Genomic DNA, 22127 nt, shown 5'->3' with positions numbered 1-22127 from the left:
TCACGCCAGATACATGGCGCAGCAGGCCGAGGGGTTCAATGGGGCTTAGGCCTGCCCAAACGCGTTTTCGATGATTTGGACTGCACCCGAGCGATCAACCAATGCCGCGTCAAACCGCACATTCGTCAGCTGCCCGCCGGGTTCGTTTTCCAGAAACTGCGCGGCCGAGGCGCAAATCCGTTCGGTTTGACGCTTAGTGATGCGGGAAGCGGCCATGTCAAAACTGGCGCTTTTCTTCACCTCGATAAAGACCAGCCCATCGCTGTCGCGCGCAATCAGATCAATTTCACCCCCGGCACCGCGCCAGCGTCGATGCGCGATGGAAAAGCCACGGCGTTCGTAATCTGTAGCGACGCGCAGTTCCGCCGCCTGACCCGCGTGATAGGACACTGATCCCCGAACCGAACGCTGCGCCATGTCATCCCTTTCCCAATTTCAGGGCCTTCTGGTAGATCGGACGCCGGGGCAGATCATACATCTGCGACACCAGATCCGCGGCATCCCGAACCGAATGCGTCTGCAAGGCCTGTTTCAAAGCCTCTTCTACGTCAGACTCGTTAACACTTTGCGAATGGCTGCGATCCACCAGCAAGACAACCTCGCCCTTCACGGTCTGACCCTGATAGGCCTGCGCCAGTTCGCCCAGCGTGCCGCGCTTGATTTCTTCGAATTTCTTGGTCAGTTCCCGGCACAAAGCGGCCTGACGATCTGCGCCCAGAACGTCGGAAAGATCGGACAGGCTGCTGGCGACGCGTTTGGGCGATTCGTAAAACACCAGCGTGCCGGGAATATCGCGCAGGGCTTCGATGCGGCTGCGCCGGGCACCGGACGCATTCGGCAGAAAGCCTGCAAAAAAGAACGCATCCGTTGGCAAACCCGCCAGCGTAAGGGCCGCCAAAGCCGCAGACGGCCCCGGTGCGCAGGTCACGGTATACCCGGCCTCGGCCGCTTCCCGCCCAAGATCATAGCCCGGATCGGCGATCAGTGGCATTCCGGCCTCGGACGCGTAGGCAACCGACTGCCCCTGCGCCAGCGCATCCATAATCTTGCCGCGCGCGCCCGCGCCGCTGTGATCGTGATAGGCGTGGATTCGGCGACCATCCAGCGGGATGCCATGGATCTCCATCAATCGGCGCAGGCTGCGGGTGTCTTCCGCCGCGATCACGTCCGCCGAAGCCAGAATATCCAGCGCCCTGAGCGTAATGTCGCGCGCGGTTCCGATCGGAGTGGCAACAAAATACAGGCCCGCAGCCAATCTGATCTTTTGGAAATTCAAAGCTGGACCCTCACAGCATGACGTTTATTATCGCGGCTCGATAGAATAGCAGCGCCCGTCGCCGCCGGATCAGGGAGTTTTCTTTTAGATGTTTACCGTTTGCAAGCCCGTAAGCAAGCTGGCGAAGGCCGCTGCTGCCCTGGCCACCATGGCGTTTCTGGCTGCCTGTGAAGTTGGCGGTTTGGGCGGCGGGCCATCGATCAACACATCGAAACCTGTCCCGGTCGCCCTGCTGGTTCCAAGCGGGTCAGGTCAGGCGGGAGACGCCGCACTGGCGCGCAGCCTTGAGAACGCGGCGCGGCTGGCGATGAACGACCTTCCGAACGTTCAGATCGACCTGCGGGTCTATGACACTGCCGGAAACGCGGGCACCGCATCCGTTGTTGCGCAGCAGGCCGTGTCGGACGGGGCCAAGATCATCATCGGACCGGTCTACGCACAAGCGGCCAACGCGGCCGGGCTGGCCGTGCTGAACAACAACGTCAATGTTCTGTCCTTTTCGAACAACACCAGCATCGCGGGCGGTAATGTCTACGTGCTTGGTCCCACATTCCAGAACACCGCAAACCGGTTGGTGAACTATGCAGGCTCGCAAGGTAAAACCGGCACCGTAATTGTGCACAGCAATGACGCGGCGGGCCAGTTGGGCCAGTCGGCCATTGCCAATGCGCTGAACTCCAGCCCGGTCAACAACGCGGGCACTGTGGGCTATGACCGCTCGCAACAAGGGGTGATCAACGCGGTTCCCACCGTCAAGGCAACAGCGGATTCGTCGGGCGCGGACTCGGTGTTCCTGACAGCAACAACGGCCGGTGCGTTGCCCCTGTTCACCCAGCTTCTGCCAGAGGCAGGCGTTTCACCGGCCACGACGCAATTCATCGGCCTGACCCGCTGGGACATCCCACCGCAAACGCTGGAACTGCCGGGTGTTCAGGGCGGTTGGTTCGCCCTGCCGGACCCCTCCAAGGCACAAGCCTACCGCCAGCGCTATAACGCGACCTACGGCGAGGCCCCGCATCCTATCAGTGGCTTGGCCTATGACGGCATCGCGGCCATCGGCGCACTGGTCTCGCAAGGCAAATCCGACGCGCTGACCGGGGCGGCCCTGACACAGAACGCCGGTTTCCAGGGCGTCGGCGGCATCTTCCGTCTGCGTCCGAACGGCACCAACGAACGCGGTCTGGCCGTCGCCACGATCCAGAACAAACAGGTGGTTGTGATTGACCCTGCCCCACAAAGCTTCTCTGGCGCCGGTTTCTGATCGACCCGGTCTGGTTGCCGCGCCCGACACCGTGCTGATCTGCCCCGCCGAGGATATTTTCGACAGCGCCAGTGTGACTAAGCAGCTGGCGTCTGCATTTGAAGCCTGCGCGGACAATGCCGCGATCCGTTCGGAAACCGTGCGAATCCTGCGGCATGCGCAGAAGACCGGGCGCAAGGCCATTGCGGATGCGTTTGCGGCGCGCCCGTTTGATGCGCGGCCTCTGACCCGATCCTATACGCACCTGACCGATCAACTGGTCGGCACGGCGATGCGCGTGTCCAGCGAGCGTCTGCACCCGCTGGCCAACCCGACGCAAGGCGAACGGATCGCCGTTCTGGCCGTTGGCGGATATGGGCGGGGCGAAATGGCCCCGGCCTCGGATGTCGATCTGCTGTTTTTGACGCCTTACAAGATCACCGCCTGGGCCGAGAGCGTGATTGAATCCATGCTCTACATCCTGTGGGATTTGCGGCTGAAGGTGGGGCATTCCTCTCGCACCATCAAAGACTGCCTGCGGTTGGGAACCGAAGATTTCACCATCCGCACCGCGATGCTGGAACAGCGCTATCTGGCCGGTGACACGGCCCTGGCGGAGGAGTTGGACAACAAGCTGAAATCCGACCTGTTCAAAGGGACCGAGCGCGAGTTCATCGAGGCCAAACTAAAGGAACGCGACGAACGCCACCTGAAACAGGGCCAGCGCTATATGGTCGAACCGAATGTGAAAGAAGGCAAGGGCGGGCTGCGCGACCTGCAATCGCTGTATTGGATCGCAAAATACATCTACGGCGTTCAGGATGTGGCCGAGCTTGTGCCGCTGGGTCTGTTCACGCCCGAAGAGTTCAAAACCTTTGTCGAGGCCGAGGATTTCCTGTGGGCCGTGCGCTCTCATCTGCATCTGGTCACGGGGCGTGCGACGGAACAGCTGACCTTTGACATGCAGGTCGAGGTCGCGGCGCGAATGGGCTACGAAGACAGGGCCGGTCGGCGCGGTGTCGAGGTGTTCATGCAGCGCTATTTCCGCGAGGCGACGCGCGTGGGCGAGCTGACGCGGATCTTCCTGACCAAGTTGGAAGCCGCGCATGTGAAAGGTGCCCCGCTGCTAGAACGGATCTTCCGGCGTCGCCCGAGGGTCAAGCAGGGCTACAGCGTTGTGCACGGGCGTCTGAACATCGCCGATCCGGACGCGTTTCTGGCCGACAAGGTGAATCTGCTGCGCCTGTTCGAGGAAGGGTTGCGAACCGGCATGTTAATCCATCCCGACGCAATGCTGCTGGTGACCGCCAACCTGCATCTGATCGACGAGGACATGCGCAACGACAAAGAAGCGCGGCGCATTTTCCTGGACCTGATGCTGAAACACGGCAACCCGGAACGGGCCTTGCGGCGGATGAACGAACTGGGTGTGCTATCGGCCTTCCTGCCCGAGTTCGAGCCCATCGTCGCGATGATGCAGTTCAACATGTATCACAGCTATACGGTGGACGAGCATACCATTCAGTGCATCGTGAACCTGGCCCAGATCGAGCGCGAAGAGTTGATGGAGTCGTTGCCTCTGGCCTCGTCGATCCTGAAGGGTGGGGTCAACCGCAAGGTTCTTTATGTGGCCTTGCTGCTGCATGACATCGCCAAGGGGCGGCCCGAGGATCACTCGATCCTGGGGGCGCAGATCGCGCGCAAGGTGGCCCCCCGGCTTGGGTTGAACAAGGGGGATTCCGAGACGGTCGAATGGCTGGTGCGCTATCACCTGCTGATGTCCGACATGGCGCAGAAACGCGATATTTCTGACCCGCGCACCGTGCGGGACTTTGCCAAAGCCGTGCAGACGGTAAAGCGGCTGGACCTGTTGACCGTGCTGACGGTCTGCGACATTCGCGGCGTCGGGCCAACCACCTGGAACAACTGGAAAGCCACCCTGTTGCGGGCCCTGCATGCCGAAACCAAACGCGCGCTTGAGACCGGGATGGAGGATCTGAACCGCGCCAATCGCGGGACTGAGGCCAAAAAGGCGCTGCGGGCCCAGCTTGCGGATTGGTCCAAGGCCGACCTCAAGGTCGAAACCGGGCGGCACTACGCACCCTATTGGCAGGGTCTGAACGTTGCGACGCATGTCGAATTTGCGGACATGCTGCGCGCGCTGGATCGCAGCGGTGATCCGGGCGAGGTCGAAATCCGTCTGCACCCGGACGAGGATCGCGACGCGACCCGGGCCTGCTTTGCCATGGGCGACCACCCCGGTATCTTTGCGCGGATTGCGGGCGCTCTGGCGCTGGTCGGGGCCAATGTGGTGGACGCGCGCAGCTATACGACCAAGGACGGCTATGTGACAGACGCATTCTGGATACAGGACGCCGAGGGCCACCCCTTCGAGGCCGCACGCCTGCCGCGTCTGACCCAGATGATCCACAAGACCCTGAAGGGCGAGGTTGTCGCCCGCGAGGCGCTGAAATCACGCGACAAGATCAAGAAGCGCGAGCGCGCGTTCAACGTGCCGACCCATATCACCTTCGACAATGACGGGTCCGAGATCTACACGATCATCGAGGTTGATACCCGCGACCGGCCCGGCCTGCTCTATGATCTGACGCGGACGCTGGCGGCGGCCAATGTCTATATCGCCAACGCCGTGATCGCGACCTATGGCGAACAGGTGGTGGATACCTTCTATGTCAAGGATATGTTCGGGCTGAAATACCACTCGGAAAGCAAGCAGCGCGGGCTTGAGGCCAAGCTGCGCACCGCCATCACCGAAGGCGCCGAGCGCGCGGCCTCATGAAGCAGATCCGGCTGTTTTCGGGTTTCTTCACGGTTGGGTTCTGGACTCTGGCCAGCCGCATTCTGGGCTTTCTGCGAGAGATTCTGCTGACCGCCTATATCGGCCCGGGGCCGGTGATGGACGCCTTTGTGGCTGCGTTCCGCCTGCCCAATATGTTCCGCCGGTTTTTCGCCGAAGGGGCGTTCAACGCGGCCTTTGTGCCGATGTTTTCGAAACGGCTTGAAGGCGGTGAAAACGCCGAAAGGTTCGCACAGGATGCATTCAACCTGCTTGGTGCTGCCGTGCTGGCGCTGGTCGGTCTGGCAATGGTATTCATGCCGGGCCTTGTGTGGCTGACGGCCGAAGGGTTCTATGGCGATGAGCGGTTCGATCTGGCCGTCGATTACGGCTACGTTGTCTTTCCCTACATCCTGTTCATGTCATTGGCGGCCTTGTTTTCGGGCGTGCTGAATGCGACGGGCCGCTTTGCAGCCGCCGCTGCCGCGCCCGTTTTGCTGAACATCTTTGCGTGCTCGGCCCTTATCTTCGGCGCGCTGTCCGGCGGTGAGGTCATTCGCTGGCTCATCACCGTGATCCCTGTCGCCGGCGTCGCTCAACTGGCTCTGGTCTGGGTCGCGACCGAGCGCGCGGGTATCCGTATCCGCGTGGGCCTGCCGCGCCTGACACCGGAAATGCGCAACATGGTTCGCATTGCGATCCCTGCCGCGTTGGCTATGGGAGTTACGCAGGTCAATCTTGTGGTGGGGCAGTTGGTGGCGTCCAAGACCGAGAAAGCCGTCAGTTGGCTCTTCGCGGCGGATCGTCTGTATCAGTTGCCTCTGGGCGTTGTCGGGATTGCCATCGGCATTGTCCTGCTGCCCGACCTGTCCCGCCGTCTGCGCGCAGACGACAAGGACGGTGCACGCAACGCATTCTCGCGCGCGGGCGAGTTCATGTTGCTGCTCACGCTGCCCTCGACCGTGGCGTTTCTGATCATCCCGATACCCTTGGTTTCGGTCCTGTTCGAGCGCGGCCAGTTCAGCGCCGAGGATACCGCCGCCACAGCGCTCGCCGTGGCAATCTACGGCGTCGGGCTTCCGGCCTTCATGCTGCAGAAACTGCTGCAACCGCTGTATTTCGCGCGCGAGGATACGAAATCCCCCTTCCGCTATGCTGTCGTTGCCATGATCATCAATGCGGCTTTGGCCTTTGGTCTTTATCCTGTGGTCGGATGGATCGCACCCGCCATTGCAGCGTCGGTTGCCGGATGGGCGATGGTTGCCTTGCTGGCCATCGGTGCGCGGCGCATGGGGGACGAGGCGCGGTTTGATGACCGGTTCAAACTGCGCGCATGGCGGATCGTTGCGGCCTCGGTCGGAATGGGCGTGGTGCTGGGTGCAGCCACTTACCTGTTCGGTTGGGCCTTCGCGCTGGCGGGCTGGCGCTATCTTGCGTTACTGGCGCTGATCGTCGTGGCGGCGGTTGCGTATTTCGCGCTTGGCCATTTGTTGGGGGCCTTCAAAATTTCCGAGTTCAAGCGCGCCCTGCGCCGGTCCTGATCAATCGCGCCGGATGCGGCCCTTGATCCGGGCCCAACCGCCCGGGGCCAGAAAGAACGACAGCCCGAACCCGGTGGCAAACCCACCCACATCGGCCACCCAATCGGACGTCCCGCCAAACAGCAACCCAAAGAGCAGTTGAATACCCATCAGTACGGCGATCAACTGGAAAGCCCGTGCCTGATTTTCGCCGACCAGAGACAGCTTGCGCCACAACAGCCATGTGAAGGCACCGATCAATCCGTAGACCGGTGGGAAGCCTCCGACCAAGGGATATGAAGGATCAAGGATCAACGCATAGGCCAGCGCGCCACCCACGCCGGACAGCACAAAGATCAGCAGCATCGGAAAACCGCCAAAAACCTCTCCGACCAACTTGCCCATGGCCAGCACGAAGACGCAGACAAACACCGCTTGGGTGAAATTGGCCGAGACAAAGGGATAGGTCACGAAACGGATGACATGCTCGAACGGCCAGCGACCGTTCAGCACCATCCAGTCGAAAATATCCGCCGAAAAGGCGTAGCTCTGCAGCGCACCCAACCGCCAGCCTACTGCACCTGGCCCTCCGACCAGCCCGCGCGCGCCTAGCGTGAAGGCCAGTTCGATCCCGATGATGAACAGAACCAGCGCCACCACGACGGGCGGCAGGGGGTTCACGGCGGGTGTGTAATGCTCACTGCTCATATTGGGCGGGCCTTTCGCGGCTGTTGACGTCCCTGACCCTCATGGGTAAGCGACGAGGGCTGATTTTTCCAGACGGGAGTTCCCTTCGATGACCCAGACCCAATTCACGCCGCGCGTGTTTTCCGGCATCCAGCCTTCGGGCGGGCTGACCCTGGGCAATTATCTGGGCGCGATGAAGCGCTTTGTGGACATGCAGGGGCCAGAGTTCGAAACCATCTATTGCATGGTCGACCTGCACGCGATCACCACATGGCAGGACCCCGCTGCGCTGTCCCACAACACCCGCGAGCTATGCGCCGGGTTCATCGCTGCGGGCATTGATCCGGAACAGTCGATCCTGTTCAACCAAAGTCAGGTGCCTGAGCACGCGCAGCTTGGCTGGATCTTCAACTGTGTCGCCCGGATGGGTTGGATGCAGCGGATGACTCAGTGGAAGGACAAGGCGGGCAAAAACCAGCAGAATGCCTCGCTGGGTCTGTTCGCCTACCCGTCGCTGATGGCTGCCGACATTCTGATCTATCACGCGACCCATGTTCCGGTGGGCGAGGACCAGAAGCAGCATCTGGAACTGACACGCGACATTGCGATCAAGTTCAACAACGATTTCGGCGTGGATTTCTTCCCCATTACCGAACCGGTGATCGAAGGCGCGGCCACGCGGGTCATGAGCCTGCGCGACGGGTCCAAGAAGATGTCCAAATCCGATCCATCGGATATGAGCCGGATCAACATGACCGACGATGCCGACACGATCGCCAAGAAAATTCGCAAGGCCAAGACGGACCCGGATGCGCTGCCCTCAGAACCCGATGGTCTGGAAGACCGCCCCGAGGCGCGCAATCTGGTGAACATCTACGCCGCCCTTGCAGATCAAAGCGCCGAACAGGTGCTGTCAGATGTGGGCGGCAAACAGTTCGGTGAGTTCAAACCGATGCTGGCGGAACTGGCGGTCGAGAAACTGTCGCCGATCTCGTCCGAGATGGCGCGGCTGATGAACGATCAGGCCGAGATCGACCGCATTCTGGCACGTGGCGCTGAACGCGCGCGCGAAATCACCGCACCGATCCTGCGCCAGACCTACGACATTGTGGGTATGGTCGGCGCAACATCGCGCTGATTACACTGGACCTTCGCCTGACGCCCTCCTAGGTTTGCCCAAAGCTTGGGAGGGCGTCATGGCAACGGGCAAGAATATCCGCACCTATTTCGAAGGCCAATGGCACGATGGGGACTCTCCGATCATGCGTGCCGCCGACCATGGCGCGTGGCTGGGCTCGTCAGTGTTTGACGGGGCGCGGTATTTCGAAGGCATGGCCCCGGATCTTTTGGCCCATTGCGCCCGCGTGAACCGCTCGGCTGAGGCGCTGATGCTGACGCCAACGGTGACGCCAGAACAGATGGTCGATCTGGTGCGCGACGGGCTGCAGGCCTACGGCCCGGACACAGGCGTCTATATTCGCCCGATGTATTGGGGGATCGATGGTGACGCCACTGCCATTGTTCCAAAGGAAAACAGCACCGGTTTCGCAATTTGCCTGGAAGAGATTCCGATGGCGCCCGAGACGGCCTCGACCACGCTGACAACCACACGTTTTCGCAGGCCGGTTCTGGAATCTGCCGTTGTGCATGCCAAAGCCGGATGCCTTTACCCCAACAACGCCCGCATGCTGCAGGAGGCGCGCTCCAAAGGGTTCTCGAACGCGCTGGTTGCGGACGCGATGGGCAATGTGGCCGAAACCGCAACCGCCAATATCTTCATGGTCCGGGACGGTGAGGTCTTTACCCCGATCCCCAACGGCACCTTTTTGGCCGGGATCACCCGCGCGCGTCACATCAAGAACCTGCGCGCCGATGGCGTCACCGTGCACGAAACGATTCTGGGCTTTGACGATTTCCATCAGGCGGATGAGGTGTTCATGTCCGGGAACATGAACAAGGTGACGCCGGTAACCGCGCTGGACGACACGCAATTTCAGATTGGCCCCATTGCCCGCCGCGCCCGTGGTCTTTATTGGGATTGGGCTGCCAGCGATCGCTAGCTGAATATGTGGGCATTGCCCGAGTTGCCAGCGCGCAATCGGTCGGGCATCATCCCCAAAAAAGAATGAGGACACCCATGCGCAAGTTCCTGGTCGTACTGGATGACAGCCGTGAATGCCTGAATGCGATGCGCTTTGCCGCAATGCGCGCGGCCCATACCGGCGGCGGCGTCACGATCCTGTCGGTCATCCCGCCGGACGAGTTTAACCACTGGATCGGTGTGGCCGAGGTCATGCGCGAAGAAGCGCGCGAACGTATCCACGCGCATTACGAAGTGTTCGCCAAGTGGATGCGCGACAAACAAAACGTCGAGCCGGAACTGGCGATCCGCGAAGGCGATCCGGTGCCTCAGATCATCGAACATGTGCAGTCCGACCCCGAAATCGGCGTGTTGGTTCTGGGGGCGGGCACCGACAAAAAGGGGCCCGGCCCGCTGGTTACGCAATTGACGAAGAACTCGGGCAGCCTGCCGATCCCGATCACAATCGTGCCCGGCGATCTGAGCAAGGAAAAGCTGGAAGAAATTACCTGAGATGGCGGCGAGCGTCGATTTCTGGTTCGAATTCGCCTCGACCTATTCCTATCTCAGCGCCATGCGCATCGAACAGGCCGCCACCGCCAAGGGCGTGACCGTGAACTGGCAGCCGTTCCTGCTGGGGCCGATCTTTGCCGATCAGGGCTGGACCACGTCGCCCTTCAACCTCTACCCCGCCAAAGGCCGCTATATGTGGCAGGATATGGAGCGGTTATGTGCCGCGCGCGCCTTGCCGTTTCAACGCCCGGACCCGTTCCCGCAGAACGGCCTGCATGCGGCGCGTTTGGTTCTGGCCATCGACCCGCCGGACCAAAAGGCGCGTTTTGTCCGTGCCGTCTACAGCGCCCAGTTTGGTCAGGGTCGCGACATTTCGGATCAAGGGACTCTGCTGGACTGTCTGCGCGATGCGGGTCTGCCGTCTGATCTGTTGCAGCGAACGGCGGACCCGGACGTCAAGGCCGCGCTGTTTCAGCAAACGGATCGGGTCAAGGCGGCAGGTATCTTTGGTGCGCCCAGCTTTCTGATCGGGGATGAGCTGTTTTGGGGCGATGACCGGCTGGATCAGGCGCTGGGCTACGCCGCCTCAATTTAGAATAGTTCCAAATCTTGACTTCCCCGACTGCGACGCGCATATCAAAGACACCCTAAACGGAGCTGTCCCATGTTCATTCAGACCGAATCCACCCCAAACCCGGCCACATTGAAGTTTTTGCCCGGCCAGACGGTGCTTGAGGCAGGAACAGCCGATTTTCCAACCGCTGAAGCAGGTGAGAAATCCCCTCTGGCCAAGCGCATCTTCGGCGTTGACGGCGTGACCGGCGTGTTCTTCGGGAACGACTTTGTCACCGTGACCAAATCGGATGACGTGCAGTGGGACCACATCAAACCCGCCATCCTTGGCGCGGTGATGGAACACTACCAGTCCGGTCAACCTGTTATGGGTGCGGACGCGACAACGGCATCCGGTCATGCGGAGCATACCGGCGAAGATGCAGAAGTCGTCAACCAGATCAAAGAGTTGCTGGACAGCCGTGTGCGCCCCGCAGTGGCACAGGATGGTGGTGACATCACCTTCCACGGCTTTGACCGGGGCGTGGTTTACCTGCATATGCAGGGCGCTTGCGCCGGGTGCCCCTCGTCCACACTGACCCTGAAAATGGGTATCGAGAACCTGCTGCGCCACTACATCCCCGAAGTGACCGAGGTTCGTCCGGTTGCCGTCTGACCCGACAATACTGGCATTTGACACATCGGCCGCGCATTGCGCGGCCGCTTTGCTGCGGGGTGGACAGATCGTCGTATCCGTGGCCGAGGCCGTGTCACGCGGACAGGCCGAACGGCTGATGCCCCTGCTGGAAGAGGTGTTGGCGCAAGCGGGCTGTAGCTGGGCAGATCTGGACGCCATTGGCGTGGGCGTCGGGCCGGGAAACTTTACCGGCATTCGCATTTCGGTATCGGCAGCACGGGGGCTGGCCTTGGGCCTGAACGTCCCCGCCGTGGGCGTGTCTGGTTTTGACGCATTGGCCGACATTGCCCCGGACACCCATAGCCCCACCATCCCGGCACCGCGCGATCAGGTCTATGTGCAAACGGCTGACTCGCCCGCACGCCTGATACCGCTGGAAGAGGCCAAGGCATTGGGGCCGCTCTACTTCTGCGCCGACCCGGCAGCACAGACGCAAGCCATTGCGCGGGTTGCAGCACGTCGATGGGACACCGAAACCCTGCCGCCTGCGCCTTTATACGTTCGCCCCGCCGATGCGGCACCGTCCAGCGACACGCCTCCGGTCTTGCTGGACGAATGACACCTCGGGATCTGGCCGCAACACATGCCGCCGCTTTCACCCAATCCCGTCCTTGGACGGCGTCCGAGTTCGCTGATCTGCTGGCCAACCCATTCACCCACTGCATCGGCACGCCCAAAACCTTCGCCCTGTTTCAGGTGATTGCGGATGAGGCGGAATTGCTGACCATCGCGACTCACCCCAGCCATCAACGGCAGGGGCTGGGTTTGCTGTGCATGAACGACTGGCACGCAAAGGCCGCGCAACTGGGCGCGACACGGGCGTTTCTGGACGTAGCTGCCGACAATCGGCCCGCAATTGCGCTGTACCATCGCTGCGGATACCGGGCGTGTGGTCAGCGCAAGGGCTACTACCGCCGAGAAAACGGGCCAAACTGCGACGCAATTGTCATGGAATGCGCCCTGCCCTGACGGTAAGTGGCAATTTTCGGACCAAACGGTCAAAAATCTATTGACCCCACCTGTTGCAAACATCCTTAATTCCCGCCATCACAACAGTTATGCTCGCTCTGAGTGGGTAATCGGGGCTATCCTTGGCCTTGGACCAACGACAAAAACAACGGGAGTAAGAAATGACCCTCATGAAATCTCTGATGGGTGCCGCTGCGGCGGTCGCACTGACAGCTGGCGCAGCCCTGGCCGAACCGGCGCTGATCTTTGACCTGGGTGGCAAGTTTGACAAGTCGTTCAACGAAGCCGCACATAACGGCGCACAGCGTTGGGCAGATCAAACCGGCAAAACCTACCGCGAGATCGAGCTTCAGTCGGAAGCCCAGCGCGAACAGGCCCTGCGCCGCTTTGCCGAAGCCGGTGCCAACCCGATCATCACCATGGGCTTTGCCATGGCCGATCCGCTGGCCGCTGTTGCCGGTGATTACCCGGACACCAAGTTTGTTGCGGTTGACGTAACCTGGCTGGAGGCTCCGAATATCCGTCAGATCGGTTTTGCAGAACATGAAGGATCGTATCTGGTCGGCATGATGGCAGCGATGGCGTCCCAGTCGGGCACCGTTGGCTTTATCGGCGGCATGGACATCCCGCTGATTCGCCACTTTGGCTGCGGTTACGCCCAAGGTGCCAAGGCCGTGAACCCGGATATCGAAGTTGTCGCCAACATGACCGGCACCACCCCCGCGGCATGGAACGACCCGGTGAAGGGTTCGGAACTGACCAAGGCGCAGATCAGTCAGGGCGCTGACGTGATTTACGCGGCCGCAGGCGGCACCGGCGTTGGCGTTCTGCAAACCGCAGCCGACGAAGGCATCCTGTCGATCGGCGTGGACAGCAACCAGAACCACCTGCATCCGGGCAAAGTGCTGACCTCGATGCTCAAGCGCGTGGATGTTGCCGTTTATGACGCCATGAAGGCGGGTGAAGACCTGCAAACCGGTGTCTTCTCGATGGGTCTGGCCGAAGAAGGCGTTGGCGTCGCAATGGACGAAAACAACGCAGAGCTGGTCACCGAAGAAATGAGCTCGGCCATCGAAAGCGCACGGCGCGACATCATCGACGGCAATGTCTCGGTTGTCAGCTACTACGAGAACGACAGCTGCCCGGCACTGCAATTCTAAAACCCATGCGGGGCGGAGGGTCTCTTTCGCCTCGCTTTTTCCTTCTGCCGCGCCGATTGCGCGGTCCCTTCGGCAATTGAGGACACGACATGACCGTCCCCGCCATTGAGCTCAAAGGGATTTCCAAAGCCTTTGGGCCGGTTCAGGCCAACAAAGACATTTCCATCAGCGTCGCCCCCGGAACGATCCATGGGATCATCGGTGAAAACGGTGCGGGCAAATCCACGCTGATGAGCATCCTCTACGGGTTTTACAAAGCCGACAAAGGCGAGATCTGGATCAACGGCACCAGGACCGAGATTCCGGACAGTCAGGCGGCGATTGCCTCGGGCATCGGGATGGTGTTCCAGCATTTCAAGCTGGTTGAAAACTTCACCGTTCTGGAAAACATCGTTCTGGGGGCCGAGGATGGCGGCATGCTGGCGCCGTCGCTGGCCAAGGCGCGTAAGGAACTGAAAGCGCTGGAAGAAGAATACGAGCTGTTCGTCGATCCCGACAAACGCATCGACGAGATCGGTGTTGGCATGCAACAGCGGGTCGAGATCCTAAAGGCGCTGTACCGCCGGGCCGAGATTCTGATTCTCGACGAACCCACCGGCGTTCTGACCCCGTCCGAGGCGGACCAGCTGTTCCGCATCCTCGACAGGCTGCGAGCCGAGGGGAAAACGATTATCGTGATTACCCATAAACTACGCGAGATCATGGAGAACACCGACACTGTTTCGGTCATGCGGCGCGGGCAGATGACGGCCACCGTCAAGACGTCCGAGACCAGCCCCGAAGAACTGGCCGAGCTGATGGTGGGCCGCAAGGTTCTGCTGCAGGTCGATAAAGTGCCTGCAAAGCCGGGCAAACCGATTCTGGAGATCGAAAACCTGCAAGTCTTTGACAGCGCCGGTGTCGAGCGGGTCAAAGGGATCGACCTGACCGTTCGCGCCGGTGAGATCGTCGGCATTGCCGGTGTTGCGGGCAATGGTCAGTCGGAACTGCTGGAGGTTCTGGGCGGGATGCGCCCAGGTCAGGGCTCGATCAAGCTGAACGGCGTGCCACTGCCGCTCAGCGGGGCGGGGTCGGATGGACAGGCGCGCCGCGCGCAGCACATTGCCCACGTGCCCGAGGATCGCCAGCGTGAAGGTCTGATCATGGACTTCCACGCCTGGGAAAACGTGGCCTTCGGCTATCACCGCGACCCGGCTTACAAGCGCGGCATCTTCATGGATAACGCCGCCTTGCGCGCCGATACCGAAGCAAAGATCGAGAAATTCGATGTCCGCCCACCGAATGGCTGGCTGACGGCCAAAAGCTTTTCGGGCGGGAACCAGCAAAAGATCGTCGTCGCGCGCGAGATTGAGCGCAATCCCGACCTGCTGCTGGTCGGCCAGCCGACCCGAGGTGTCGATATTGGCGCGATCGAGTTTATTCACAAACAGATCGTCGCCCTGCGCGATCAGGGCAAGGCCATCCTGCTGGTCTCGGTCGAGTTGGAGGAAATCTTCTCACTGTCCGACCGGATTGCGGTGATGTTTGACGGACATATCATGGGCGAACGTCTGCCCGCCGAGACGGATGAAAAAGAACTGGGCCTGCTGATGGCCGGTGTTGCGGGAGAGGCCGCGTAACATGGATAAAATGCCCAAATGGGCCGATGTCGTGCTGATCCCGGTAATCAGCCTTCTGCTGGCCGCAATCCTTTCGGCGCTGGTCATTCTGGCCATCGGAGAAAACCCGGTCGAGGCCGTGAACCTGATGGTCACCGGCGCGCTGGGATCGACCTATGGCTGGGGCTATACGCTGTATTACGCCACCAACTTCATGTTCACCGGATTGGCCGTGGCCGTCGCGTTCCACGCGCGGATGTTCAATATCGGGGGCGAAGGTCAGGCGATGCTGGGCGGGCTTGGCGTTGCCATGGTCTGTCTTTATGTCCCCTGGCCGCATTGGAGCATTGCCCTGCTGGCCGCCTGTGCCGCCTCGATGCTGTTTGGCGCGGCATGGGCCGCGATCCCGGCCTATCTGCAAGCCAAGCGCGGCAGCCATATCGTGATCACAACGATCATGTTCAACTTCATCGCCGCCGCCTTCCTGAACTACATGCTGGTTAATGTGATGCGCCCACAGGGCTCGCAAGATCCAGCGACCGCGCGGTTCCCCGAGGCGGTCCACCTGCCGACTTTCCAGTCGATGTTCTCAACCGCCGAGAATGTGATGTTCCGGGGAGCGCCTGCGAATATCTCGTTCTTCGTGGCGATTCTGGCCTGTGTGATCGTCTGGGCCCTGATCTGGCGCACAAGGCTGGGCTATGAAATTCGCGCCTATGGCCATTCGGAAACCGGGGCCGTTTATGCCGGTATCTCGCCTGTGCGCATCACCATCATCGCCATGCTGATCTCGGGCGCGCTGGCGGGTCTGATGGCAATCAACAACGTGATGGGTGAGGCGGAACGGCTGGTTCTGAATTCAACCGAAGGCGCGGGCTTTATCGGCATCGCTGTGGCCCTGATGGGCCGGTCGCACCCGTTCGGCGTGTTCCTTGCGGCGCTGCTGTTCGGCTTCCTGTATCAGGGCGGCGCAGAACTGGCGCTGTGGACCTCGATCCCGCGGGAACTGATCGTTGTCATTCAGGCGCTGGTCATCTTGTTCACCGGGGCGCTCGACAACATGGTTCGCATGCCGCTTGAGAAACTGTTCCTGGGTCTGCGGAAGGGGGCTGAGTGATGGAGTTCTTCGTTACCCTCATCCAGGTCCTCGATTCGACCATCCGTCTGGCCACGCCGCTGCTGCTGGCCTGTCTGGCCGGGCTTTATTCGGAACGCGCGGGTATCTTCGACATCGGGCTTGAGGGCAAGATGCTGATGTCAGCCTTTTTCTCGGCTGCCGTCGCTGCCGTAACCGGTTCGGTCTGGCTGGGCCTTTTGGCAGGGATCGGCGCGTCGCTGGTTCTGTCGGCGCTGCACGGGGTGGCCTCGATCACCTTTCGGGGCAATCAGTTGATCTCGGGCGTTGCCATCAACTTTCTGGCCTCGGGCCTGACCGTGCTGATCGCCCAAAGCTGGTTCCAGCAGGGCGGGCGCACCCCGTCCCTGTTTGGGCAAGGCCGGTTCGAGCCGATCGAGTTTCCCTTTGCCGAAGCGCTGAGCGGTGTCCCAATTCTCGGCCCGATTTACTCCGAACTGCTGTCGGGCCATTCGATTCTGGTTTACATCGCCTTTCTGATGGTGCCGCTAACGTGGTGGATACTGTACCGCACCCGGTTCGGCCTGCGTCTGCGGGCGGTGGGTGAAAACCCGGCGGCGGTGGACACGGCTGGCGTCTCGGTTGTCGGTCTGCGCTTTGCCGCCGTGGCCATCTGTGGCGTGCTCTGCGGCATTGCAGGGGCATATCTGGCGACCGCATTGCAGGCCGGGTTCGTCAAAGAGATGACCGCCGGTCGGGGCTTTATTGCGCTGGCGGCGCTGATCTTCGCGAAATGGCGCCCGTGGCATGCCATGTGGGCCTGTCTGCTGTTCGGCCTGCTGCAAGCCGTTGCGCTGCGGTTCCAGAATATCGATCTGGGCGGCGTGGTGATTCCCGTTCAGGTGATGGACGCCCTGCCCTATATCCTGACCGTTGTCATTCTGGCCGGGTTCGTGGGCAAGGCCGTACCGCCCCGCGCGGGTGGTGAGCCCTATGTAAAGGAACGCTGATAAGTCCAGTTTCGAGACAATTCTGGGTCCTGTTTGCTGCAGAGCGGCATGCACAGTTGATTTTGCATGCCGCAACCGCTCTAAAAGGGTATGTGCGTGTTTCCTTTGCCAGACAGCAGCGTGACCAGGGGTCTACAGATCACCTCGATACGCTGCCAGGCTGTCACGGAAACGTACAAATTCCGGTGTTTAACCATCCCAATTGATCGCGGCTTTGTCGCATTGAACTGGCCCCATTCGCCCGACTAGAAGACAACATGCAGATCTACCTTCCCATCGCCGAAGTCTCCGTGAATGCCTTTCTTCTGTTAGGGCTGGGCGGGATGGTCGGCATCCTGTCCGGAATGTTCGGTGTTGGGGGCGGCTTTCTGATGACGCCCCTGCTGTTCTTCATCGGCATCCCACCTGCTGTCGCGGTTGCGACCGAAGCCAACCAGATCGTCGCCTCGTCCTTCTCGGGCGTGCTGGCGCATTTCCGACGAAAGACGGTCGATCTGAAGATGGGCACGGTGCTTTTAACGGGCGGACTGATAGGCGCGGCCCTGGGTGTGGTGATCTTCAACTACCTCAAGGGGCTGGGTCAGGTCGATCTGCTGGTCACCTTGTGCTACGTCGTGTTTCTGGGCGTTATCGGCAGCCTGATGTTCGTCGAAAGCCTGCGCGCGCTTCGGCGCGTAAAGAAGGGCAACGCCACCCCTGCCAAGCGCAAACAGCGCGGCTGGGTGCATGCGTTGCCGTTCAAAATGCGCTTTCGGACCTCGGGCCTTTATATCTCGGTCATTCCGCCGGTTCTGGTCGGGCTTTGTGTGGGCGTGCTGTCAGCGATCATGGGCGTCGGCGGCGGTTTCATCATGGTGCCCGCGATGATCTACCTGCTGGGCATGCCGACCAAGGTCGTGGTTGGCACCTCGCTGTTCCAGATCATCTTTGTCACCGCCTTCACCACCATGCTGCACGCCACCACCAACTACACCGTTGACGTGGTATTGGCGGTGCTTTTGCTGGTCGGAGGCGTCATCGGCGCGCAGATCGGCACCGTAATCGGCGCGCGTATGCCGGCCGAGCAACTGCGTGTTCTGCTGGCCGCGCTGGTTCTGGTCGTCTGCGGCAAGCTGGCGCTGGACCTGCTACTGGAACCGACCGAGCTGTTCTCGCTTGGCGACAGCGGAGGGCACTGAGAATGTTGCGCCCTCTGATCGCCGCTTTGTGCCTGTTGTGCCTGCCCGCCGCCGCAGCCGAGGAACAGGTTGTTCTGGGTCTCAGCCAGGACCGTGTTGCCATCACCGCCAATTTTGACGGCTCCGAGATCCTGATCTTCGGCGCCATCAAGCGCGAGGCCCCGATCCCCGAAGGGCCCCCGCTTGAGGTCATCGTGTCCGTCGCAGGCCCGTCCGAACCGATCACGGTGCGGCGCAAGGAACGCAGGTTCGGTATCTGGGTCAACACCGACAGCGTTCTGGTCGATCTTGCCCCCAGCTTCTATGCCGTCGCCACAAGCGCGCCGTTTGACGAGATCATCACCGACACCGAAGACCTGCGCTATCGCATTTCCATCGAACGGGCGATCCGCTCGGTCGGGGCGGCGATGCATATTCGGGGCGCTCAGGAATTTGCCGATGCGGTGGTGCGGATTCGCGAAAACGAAGACCTGTATTCGATTCGGGAAAACACGGTCGCGGTGGACGAACAAACCCTGTTTCGCACCTCGATCGCGATGCCTGCTGACCTGACCGAAGGCGATTATGTGGCGCGGATTTACCTGACCCGGGGGGGTGAGGTTGTCTCGCAATACGAAACCACCATTGACGTGCGCAAGGTGGGGCTGGAGCGGTTTCTGTACAACATGTCCCGCCAGCAGCCTGTTCTTTACGGCCTGATGTCGCTGGTCATCGCCATTGCTGCGGGTTGGGGCGCATCAACCGCCTTCCGTCTGCTGCGCGAGAAGTAACGCTCAGCCCCGTCCGATATAGGGCATCGTGGTGGCCATCACGGTCATGAACTGCACGTTCGCCTCGGGCGGCAGATTGGCCATGTGCAAAACAGATCGCGCCGCGTCCTGCACGTCCATTGTCGGGTCCGGCGTTTCTCCGTTTGCGACGGCCGCATCGACCAGCCCCTGAACCATCTGCGTGCGGGCGTTTCCAATGTCGATCTGACCGCAAGCGATGCCAAAGTCGCGCCCATCCAGTGACAGGCTGCGGGTCAACCCGGAGATGGCATGTTTCGTGGCCGAGTAATGCACCGAGTTGGGGCGTGGAACATAGGCCGCAATCGAGCCGTTGTTGATAATCCGTCCCCCTTGTGGCGCTTGGCTGCGCATGATCCGAAACGCCTCACGCGCGCACAGGAACATCCCGTTGAGGTTCACGTTGACGCTTTGGTACCAGTCCTCCAACGCGATTTCGTCGATTGTGCCGCCGGGGGCAAAGATGCCCGCGTTGTTGAACAGGACATCCAGCCGATCAGCCCGGTTCGCAAAGGACCGAAAGGCGCGGGCCACGGCGATGGGGTCCGTCACATCCGCAACCAATGGTACAGCGCGCGGCTGACCGTCGGCCATGGCGGCCAGCTTGTCTTCGCTGCGGGCCAACAGGCCAACCATCCAGCCCTCGGCCAGAAACAACTCGGCCGTGGCCTGCCCGATGCCCGAGCTTGCGCCAGTGACGATGATGGTTTTCATGTCTCTTCCGCCTCCAATGTCAGGGATGCCGCCGGGACCGCGCGCAGGTCGTCCACGCGCAGCGGATGGGTGGGTTTCGACAGTCGGTTGCGCACCACCCAGATCAGCCGCTCCTGCGCCCGTGTGATGGCCACATAGGCCAGCCGTTTCCACAATGGCTGCCCGGCCTCGGTCCGGCCCATCCGGGCCGCTGCATATATGTCTGGCGCAAAGACCTGCACCGTGTCCCATTGGGACCCTTGCGCCTTGTGGATCGTCACCGCCGCGCCGTGCAGAAACGTCGCACCCATGCGGGCGGCATAGGGGATGAATGGCTCTTCTTCGTCTGGTTTTTCGATCTGCACAATCGACGCCGCACTGACCTGAGGGTCCTCGGCCCCCATCACATGCAAGCGTGAAAACCCCGGCTTGCGCCCCGGCCCAAGATAGACAACCTGAGCGCCCTTGATCAGCCCGCGCGCCTCAAGATCCAACCGCTTCTTGCGGTGTTTCAAAGGCAGTTCGATCCCGTCACAGATCAGAGGTTCGCCTTCCAACAACTCGGTATCCGGCGCGCCATGGACCTGCCGAAAAGCTTGGATCAGCCGGATGCGCGTCGCGTTGCGCCAGACCAGAACCGGGCTGCGGGCCATCAGATCAACCTCGACCCGCTGGCCCCAGACCACACGATCATCACGACGGGCGGTGTCTTCGACCAGACGCTCGAAGTCTTCGAACCCCATCGCAGGGTCTGCCAGCGCATGGGCCAGATCAAGGATCGGGTTATCCGCGTCCTGCCGATGCACCCGGTGCAGCACCAGCTTGCGCGGCTCTGGCAGCGCCTCGAACACCATGCTGCCGGATTGGTTGACAGGGGCAAGCTGAGCGGGGTCGCCGAACATCAGCAGGGTCGGAAAGATCTCTTTCAGGTCTTCGAATTGGCGGTCATCCAGCATCGAGGCTTCGTCGACAAAGCCAATATCCAGCGGCTCATCCCGGCGTTTCCAGCCGGTGATGAAATCCGATCCACGCAACCCCGCAGCCGCCAACGCGCCGGGAATTGATTTGTTGTTTTCATAAAACGCCGCCGCGCGGTCTAGCGCCTCATCTGTCAGGCCCTCGATCTCGGGTCGGTCGTCATTTCCGGCCAGCCATTCGGCGATGCGTTCATATTCGGGGTCGTATACCGGCGTATAGAGGATGCGGTGGATGGTCGTGGCCGGAACACCGCGCAGGCGCAGGACGCTGGCGGCCTTGTTCGTGGGGGCCAGAATCGCAAGCGTGCGCTTGTCCCTGGATTTACGGCTTTCATAGTCGCCCGACACGATCTGAACGCCGGTTTCGGCCAGCGCCTTATACAGCTCTGCCAGCAACAGAGTCTTGCCTGACCCCGCCTTGCCGATCACCGCCATCACACCGGATTTTCCGGCCCCCGGCAGTTTGAGCAGCGCATCATCTTCCAGGTCCACACCGGCTGAGCGCAGCATCTCGGCGATGCTGTCATATGCGGCGGCCTGATCGTCCGAGAAGGTCACATTGGGCAAAGACATGGCGCGACCCTACAAGGCCGCGCCAGCCACCACCAGATGCGGAATGCCGTTTTCGTCACCGTCACGCAGACAAGGCAAACCGGTGCCGTCTGCCGGGGCCAAAAGCAGTCCTGAACCACAGGCGCGACAGGTCGCGGGGGATGCCCGCACGCGCTGCCACGCGATTGCAGTCATCTGCCGAATAGGGCCACAGCCCGACCGAGATCTGATCGCGCCCCTTGCCTTCTGTTCCCAGAACGATCGGGGACGAGCCGATCATGCGATAGATGCGTATCATCCGCGCATCGAACACCCCGGCGATATGGGTCAGGCCGAACCCTTCCATCATCTCGCCCCCGCTGAGCATGATGGCCCCGGCGGTATGCGGACTGGCGGTCCGGGACAGGCAAAAGCGCGTCACCTCCCAGATCAAGGGGCTGCAGATCGGCTCGCCCTCGTTCAGATGGCCAAAGACTTCGTTCACCATCACCGGGCCGGTTGTGGGCAGCACCCGCATCGATCCCCCGTGGCTGCCATCGGGTTCTTCCCAGATGACATAGAGCGGATTGAGATCGTCATATTGATCCCGCTCTTCCCCTTTTTCGTTAACGTGCACGTCCCAACCCAAACGGGTTTTGAACTGATCTGCGCGATCGCGAAACATCCCCTCGGCCAGAATTGGAAATTTATGCAGCTCGTCAGCATACAGATAACGCAACATGACGTGTTCCCCTCGTCGTTCTTTTAAGAACGAAAGGGGTACAG

The 22127-nt window shown here is 61.1% G+C and carries 22 protein-coding genes; 16 read left to right on the top strand and 6 right to left on the bottom strand.

Going from position 1 to position 22127, the window contains the following annotated elements; all coding sequences use genetic code 11:
• Positions 1-45 precede the first annotated feature (45 nt).
• A complete protein-coding gene (locus tag ACR0E6_RS17875; RefSeq protein WP_480585755.1) occupies positions 46-417 on the bottom strand; it encodes a YraN family protein in 372 nt (123 codons plus the stop codon).
• A 1-nt stretch (position 418) separates the two neighbouring features.
• Positions 419-1276: a 16S rRNA (cytidine(1402)-2'-O)-methyltransferase gene (rsmI, locus tag ACR0E6_RS17870; protein WP_480585752.1), complete on the bottom strand. Its 858-nt coding sequence runs from the start codon at positions 1274-1276 to the stop codon at positions 419-421.
• A gap of 88 nt (positions 1277-1364) precedes the next feature.
• Here rsmI and ACR0E6_RS17865 point away from each other — a divergent pair, with 88 nt between their 5' ends.
• The 3 genes from ACR0E6_RS17865 to murJ are packed head-to-tail and all read left to right on the top strand — an operon-like array spanning position 1365 to position 6854.
• Positions 1365-2537, top strand: coding sequence for a penicillin-binding protein activator (locus ACR0E6_RS17865; protein ID WP_480585749.1), 1173 nt, complete (start codon positions 1365-1367; stop codon positions 2535-2537).
• Positions 2497-5316 (top strand): [protein-PII] uridylyltransferase, encoded by a 2820-nt coding sequence (locus ACR0E6_RS17860; protein WP_480585746.1) that lies wholly within the window; start codon positions 2497-2499, stop codon positions 5314-5316. The genes ACR0E6_RS17865 and ACR0E6_RS17860 overlap by 41 nt, the downstream gene beginning before the upstream one ends.
• Positions 5313-6854 (top strand): murein biosynthesis integral membrane protein MurJ, encoded by a 1542-nt coding sequence (murJ, locus tag ACR0E6_RS17855; RefSeq protein ID WP_480585743.1) that lies wholly within the window; start codon positions 5313-5315, stop codon positions 6852-6854. Before ACR0E6_RS17860 ends, murJ begins: the two co-directional genes overlap by 4 nt.
• On the opposite strand, the gene ACR0E6_RS17850 is transcribed toward murJ, so the two are convergent.
• Positions 6855-7541, bottom strand: a complete 687-nt coding sequence (locus tag ACR0E6_RS17850; RefSeq protein WP_480585740.1) for a rhomboid family intramembrane serine protease — start codon at positions 7539-7541, stop codon at positions 6855-6857.
• Between the two features lie 88 nt (positions 7542-7629).
• On the opposite strand from ACR0E6_RS17850, the gene trpS reads away from it, so the two are divergent.
• The 13 genes from trpS to ACR0E6_RS17785 all read left to right on the top strand — a co-directional run bounded on the left by trpS (position 7630) and on the right by ACR0E6_RS17785 (position 19122).
• Positions 7630-8658 carry a tryptophan--tRNA ligase gene (trpS, locus tag ACR0E6_RS17845; protein WP_170522297.1) on the top strand — a complete coding sequence of 343 codons (1029 nt, stop codon included), beginning with the start codon at positions 7630-7632 and terminating at the stop codon, positions 8656-8658.
• A 58-nt stretch (positions 8659-8716) separates the two neighbouring features.
• The gene (locus tag ACR0E6_RS17840) at positions 8717-9580 is read left to right on the top strand and encodes a branched-chain amino acid aminotransferase (RefSeq protein ID WP_170522295.1); all 864 of its coding nucleotides are present in this window, start codon (positions 8717-8719) and stop codon (positions 9578-9580) included.
• A 77-nt stretch (positions 9581-9657) separates the two neighbouring features.
• Positions 9658-10113 carry a universal stress protein gene (locus ACR0E6_RS17835; RefSeq protein ID WP_170455593.1) on the top strand — a complete coding sequence of 152 codons (456 nt, stop codon included), beginning with the start codon at positions 9658-9660 and terminating at the stop codon, positions 10111-10113.
• Position 10114: 1 nt separating this feature from the next.
• On the top strand, positions 10115-10708 hold the full coding sequence (locus ACR0E6_RS17830) for a DsbA family protein (RefSeq protein WP_480585737.1): 594 nt from the start codon (positions 10115-10117) through the stop codon (positions 10706-10708).
• A gap of 69 nt (positions 10709-10777) precedes the next feature.
• Positions 10778-11341 (top strand): NifU family protein, encoded by a 564-nt coding sequence (locus tag ACR0E6_RS17825; protein WP_170455597.1) that lies wholly within the window; start codon positions 10778-10780, stop codon positions 11339-11341.
• Positions 11331-11921, top strand: coding sequence for a tRNA (adenosine(37)-N6)-threonylcarbamoyltransferase complex dimerization subunit type 1 TsaB (gene tsaB, locus ACR0E6_RS17820; RefSeq protein WP_480585735.1), 591 nt, complete (start codon positions 11331-11333; stop codon positions 11919-11921). Before ACR0E6_RS17825 ends, tsaB begins: the two co-directional genes overlap by 11 nt.
• On the top strand, positions 11918-12331 hold the full coding sequence (locus ACR0E6_RS17815; protein ID WP_480585732.1) for a GNAT family N-acetyltransferase: 414 nt from the start codon (positions 11918-11920) through the stop codon (positions 12329-12331). Before tsaB ends, ACR0E6_RS17815 begins: the two co-directional genes overlap by 4 nt.
• A 161-nt stretch (positions 12332-12492) precedes the next feature.
• On the top strand, positions 12493-13491 hold the full coding sequence (locus ACR0E6_RS17810) for a BMP family ABC transporter substrate-binding protein (RefSeq protein ID WP_170455603.1): 999 nt from the start codon (positions 12493-12495) through the stop codon (positions 13489-13491).
• An 89-nt stretch (positions 13492-13580) separates the two neighbouring features.
• Positions 13581-15110 carry an ABC transporter ATP-binding protein gene (locus ACR0E6_RS17805; RefSeq protein ID WP_170455605.1) on the top strand — a complete coding sequence of 510 codons (1530 nt, stop codon included), beginning with the start codon at positions 13581-13583 and terminating at the stop codon, positions 15108-15110.
• A 1-nt stretch (position 15111) separates the two neighbouring features.
• Positions 15112-16206, top strand: coding sequence for an ABC transporter permease (locus ACR0E6_RS17800; protein WP_170455607.1), 1095 nt, complete (start codon positions 15112-15114; stop codon positions 16204-16206).
• Positions 16206-17174 carry an ABC transporter permease gene (locus ACR0E6_RS17795; RefSeq protein WP_170522285.1) on the top strand — a complete coding sequence of 323 codons (969 nt, stop codon included), beginning with the start codon at positions 16206-16208 and terminating at the stop codon, positions 17172-17174. Before ACR0E6_RS17800 ends, ACR0E6_RS17795 begins: the two co-directional genes overlap by 1 nt.
• A 257-nt stretch (positions 17175-17431) precedes the next feature.
• A complete protein-coding gene (locus ACR0E6_RS17790; protein ID WP_480585729.1) occupies positions 17432-18352 on the top strand; it encodes a sulfite exporter TauE/SafE family protein in 921 nt (306 codons plus the stop codon).
• Between the two features lie 2 nt (positions 18353-18354).
• A complete protein-coding gene (locus ACR0E6_RS17785; protein WP_170455614.1) occupies positions 18355-19122 on the top strand; it encodes a TIGR02186 family protein in 768 nt (255 codons plus the stop codon).
• A gap of 3 nt (positions 19123-19125) precedes the next feature.
• On the opposite strand, the gene ACR0E6_RS17780 is transcribed toward ACR0E6_RS17785, so the two are convergent.
• The 3 genes from ACR0E6_RS17780 to ACR0E6_RS17770 form a co-directional block, all read right to left on the bottom strand.
• Positions 19126-19854, bottom strand: a complete 729-nt coding sequence (locus ACR0E6_RS17780; protein ID WP_480585726.1) for an SDR family oxidoreductase — start codon at positions 19852-19854, stop codon at positions 19126-19128.
• Positions 19851-21383 (bottom strand): AAA family ATPase, encoded by a 1533-nt coding sequence (locus tag ACR0E6_RS17775; protein ID WP_170522281.1) that lies wholly within the window; start codon positions 21381-21383, stop codon positions 19851-19853. The genes ACR0E6_RS17780 and ACR0E6_RS17775 overlap by 4 nt, the downstream gene beginning before the upstream one ends.
• A gap of 61 nt (positions 21384-21444) precedes the next feature.
• A complete protein-coding gene (locus ACR0E6_RS17770) occupies positions 21445-22083 on the bottom strand; it encodes an acyl-homoserine-lactone synthase (RefSeq protein WP_480585723.1) in 639 nt (212 codons plus the stop codon).
• Between the last annotated feature and the right edge of the window lie 44 nt (positions 22084-22127).

It is taken from the genome of Ruegeria sp. AP12 (assembly GCF_056540025.1).
The sequence above is the reverse complement of the archived record's forward strand: the minus strand, read 5'-3'. Positions and strand labels throughout refer to the sequence as shown.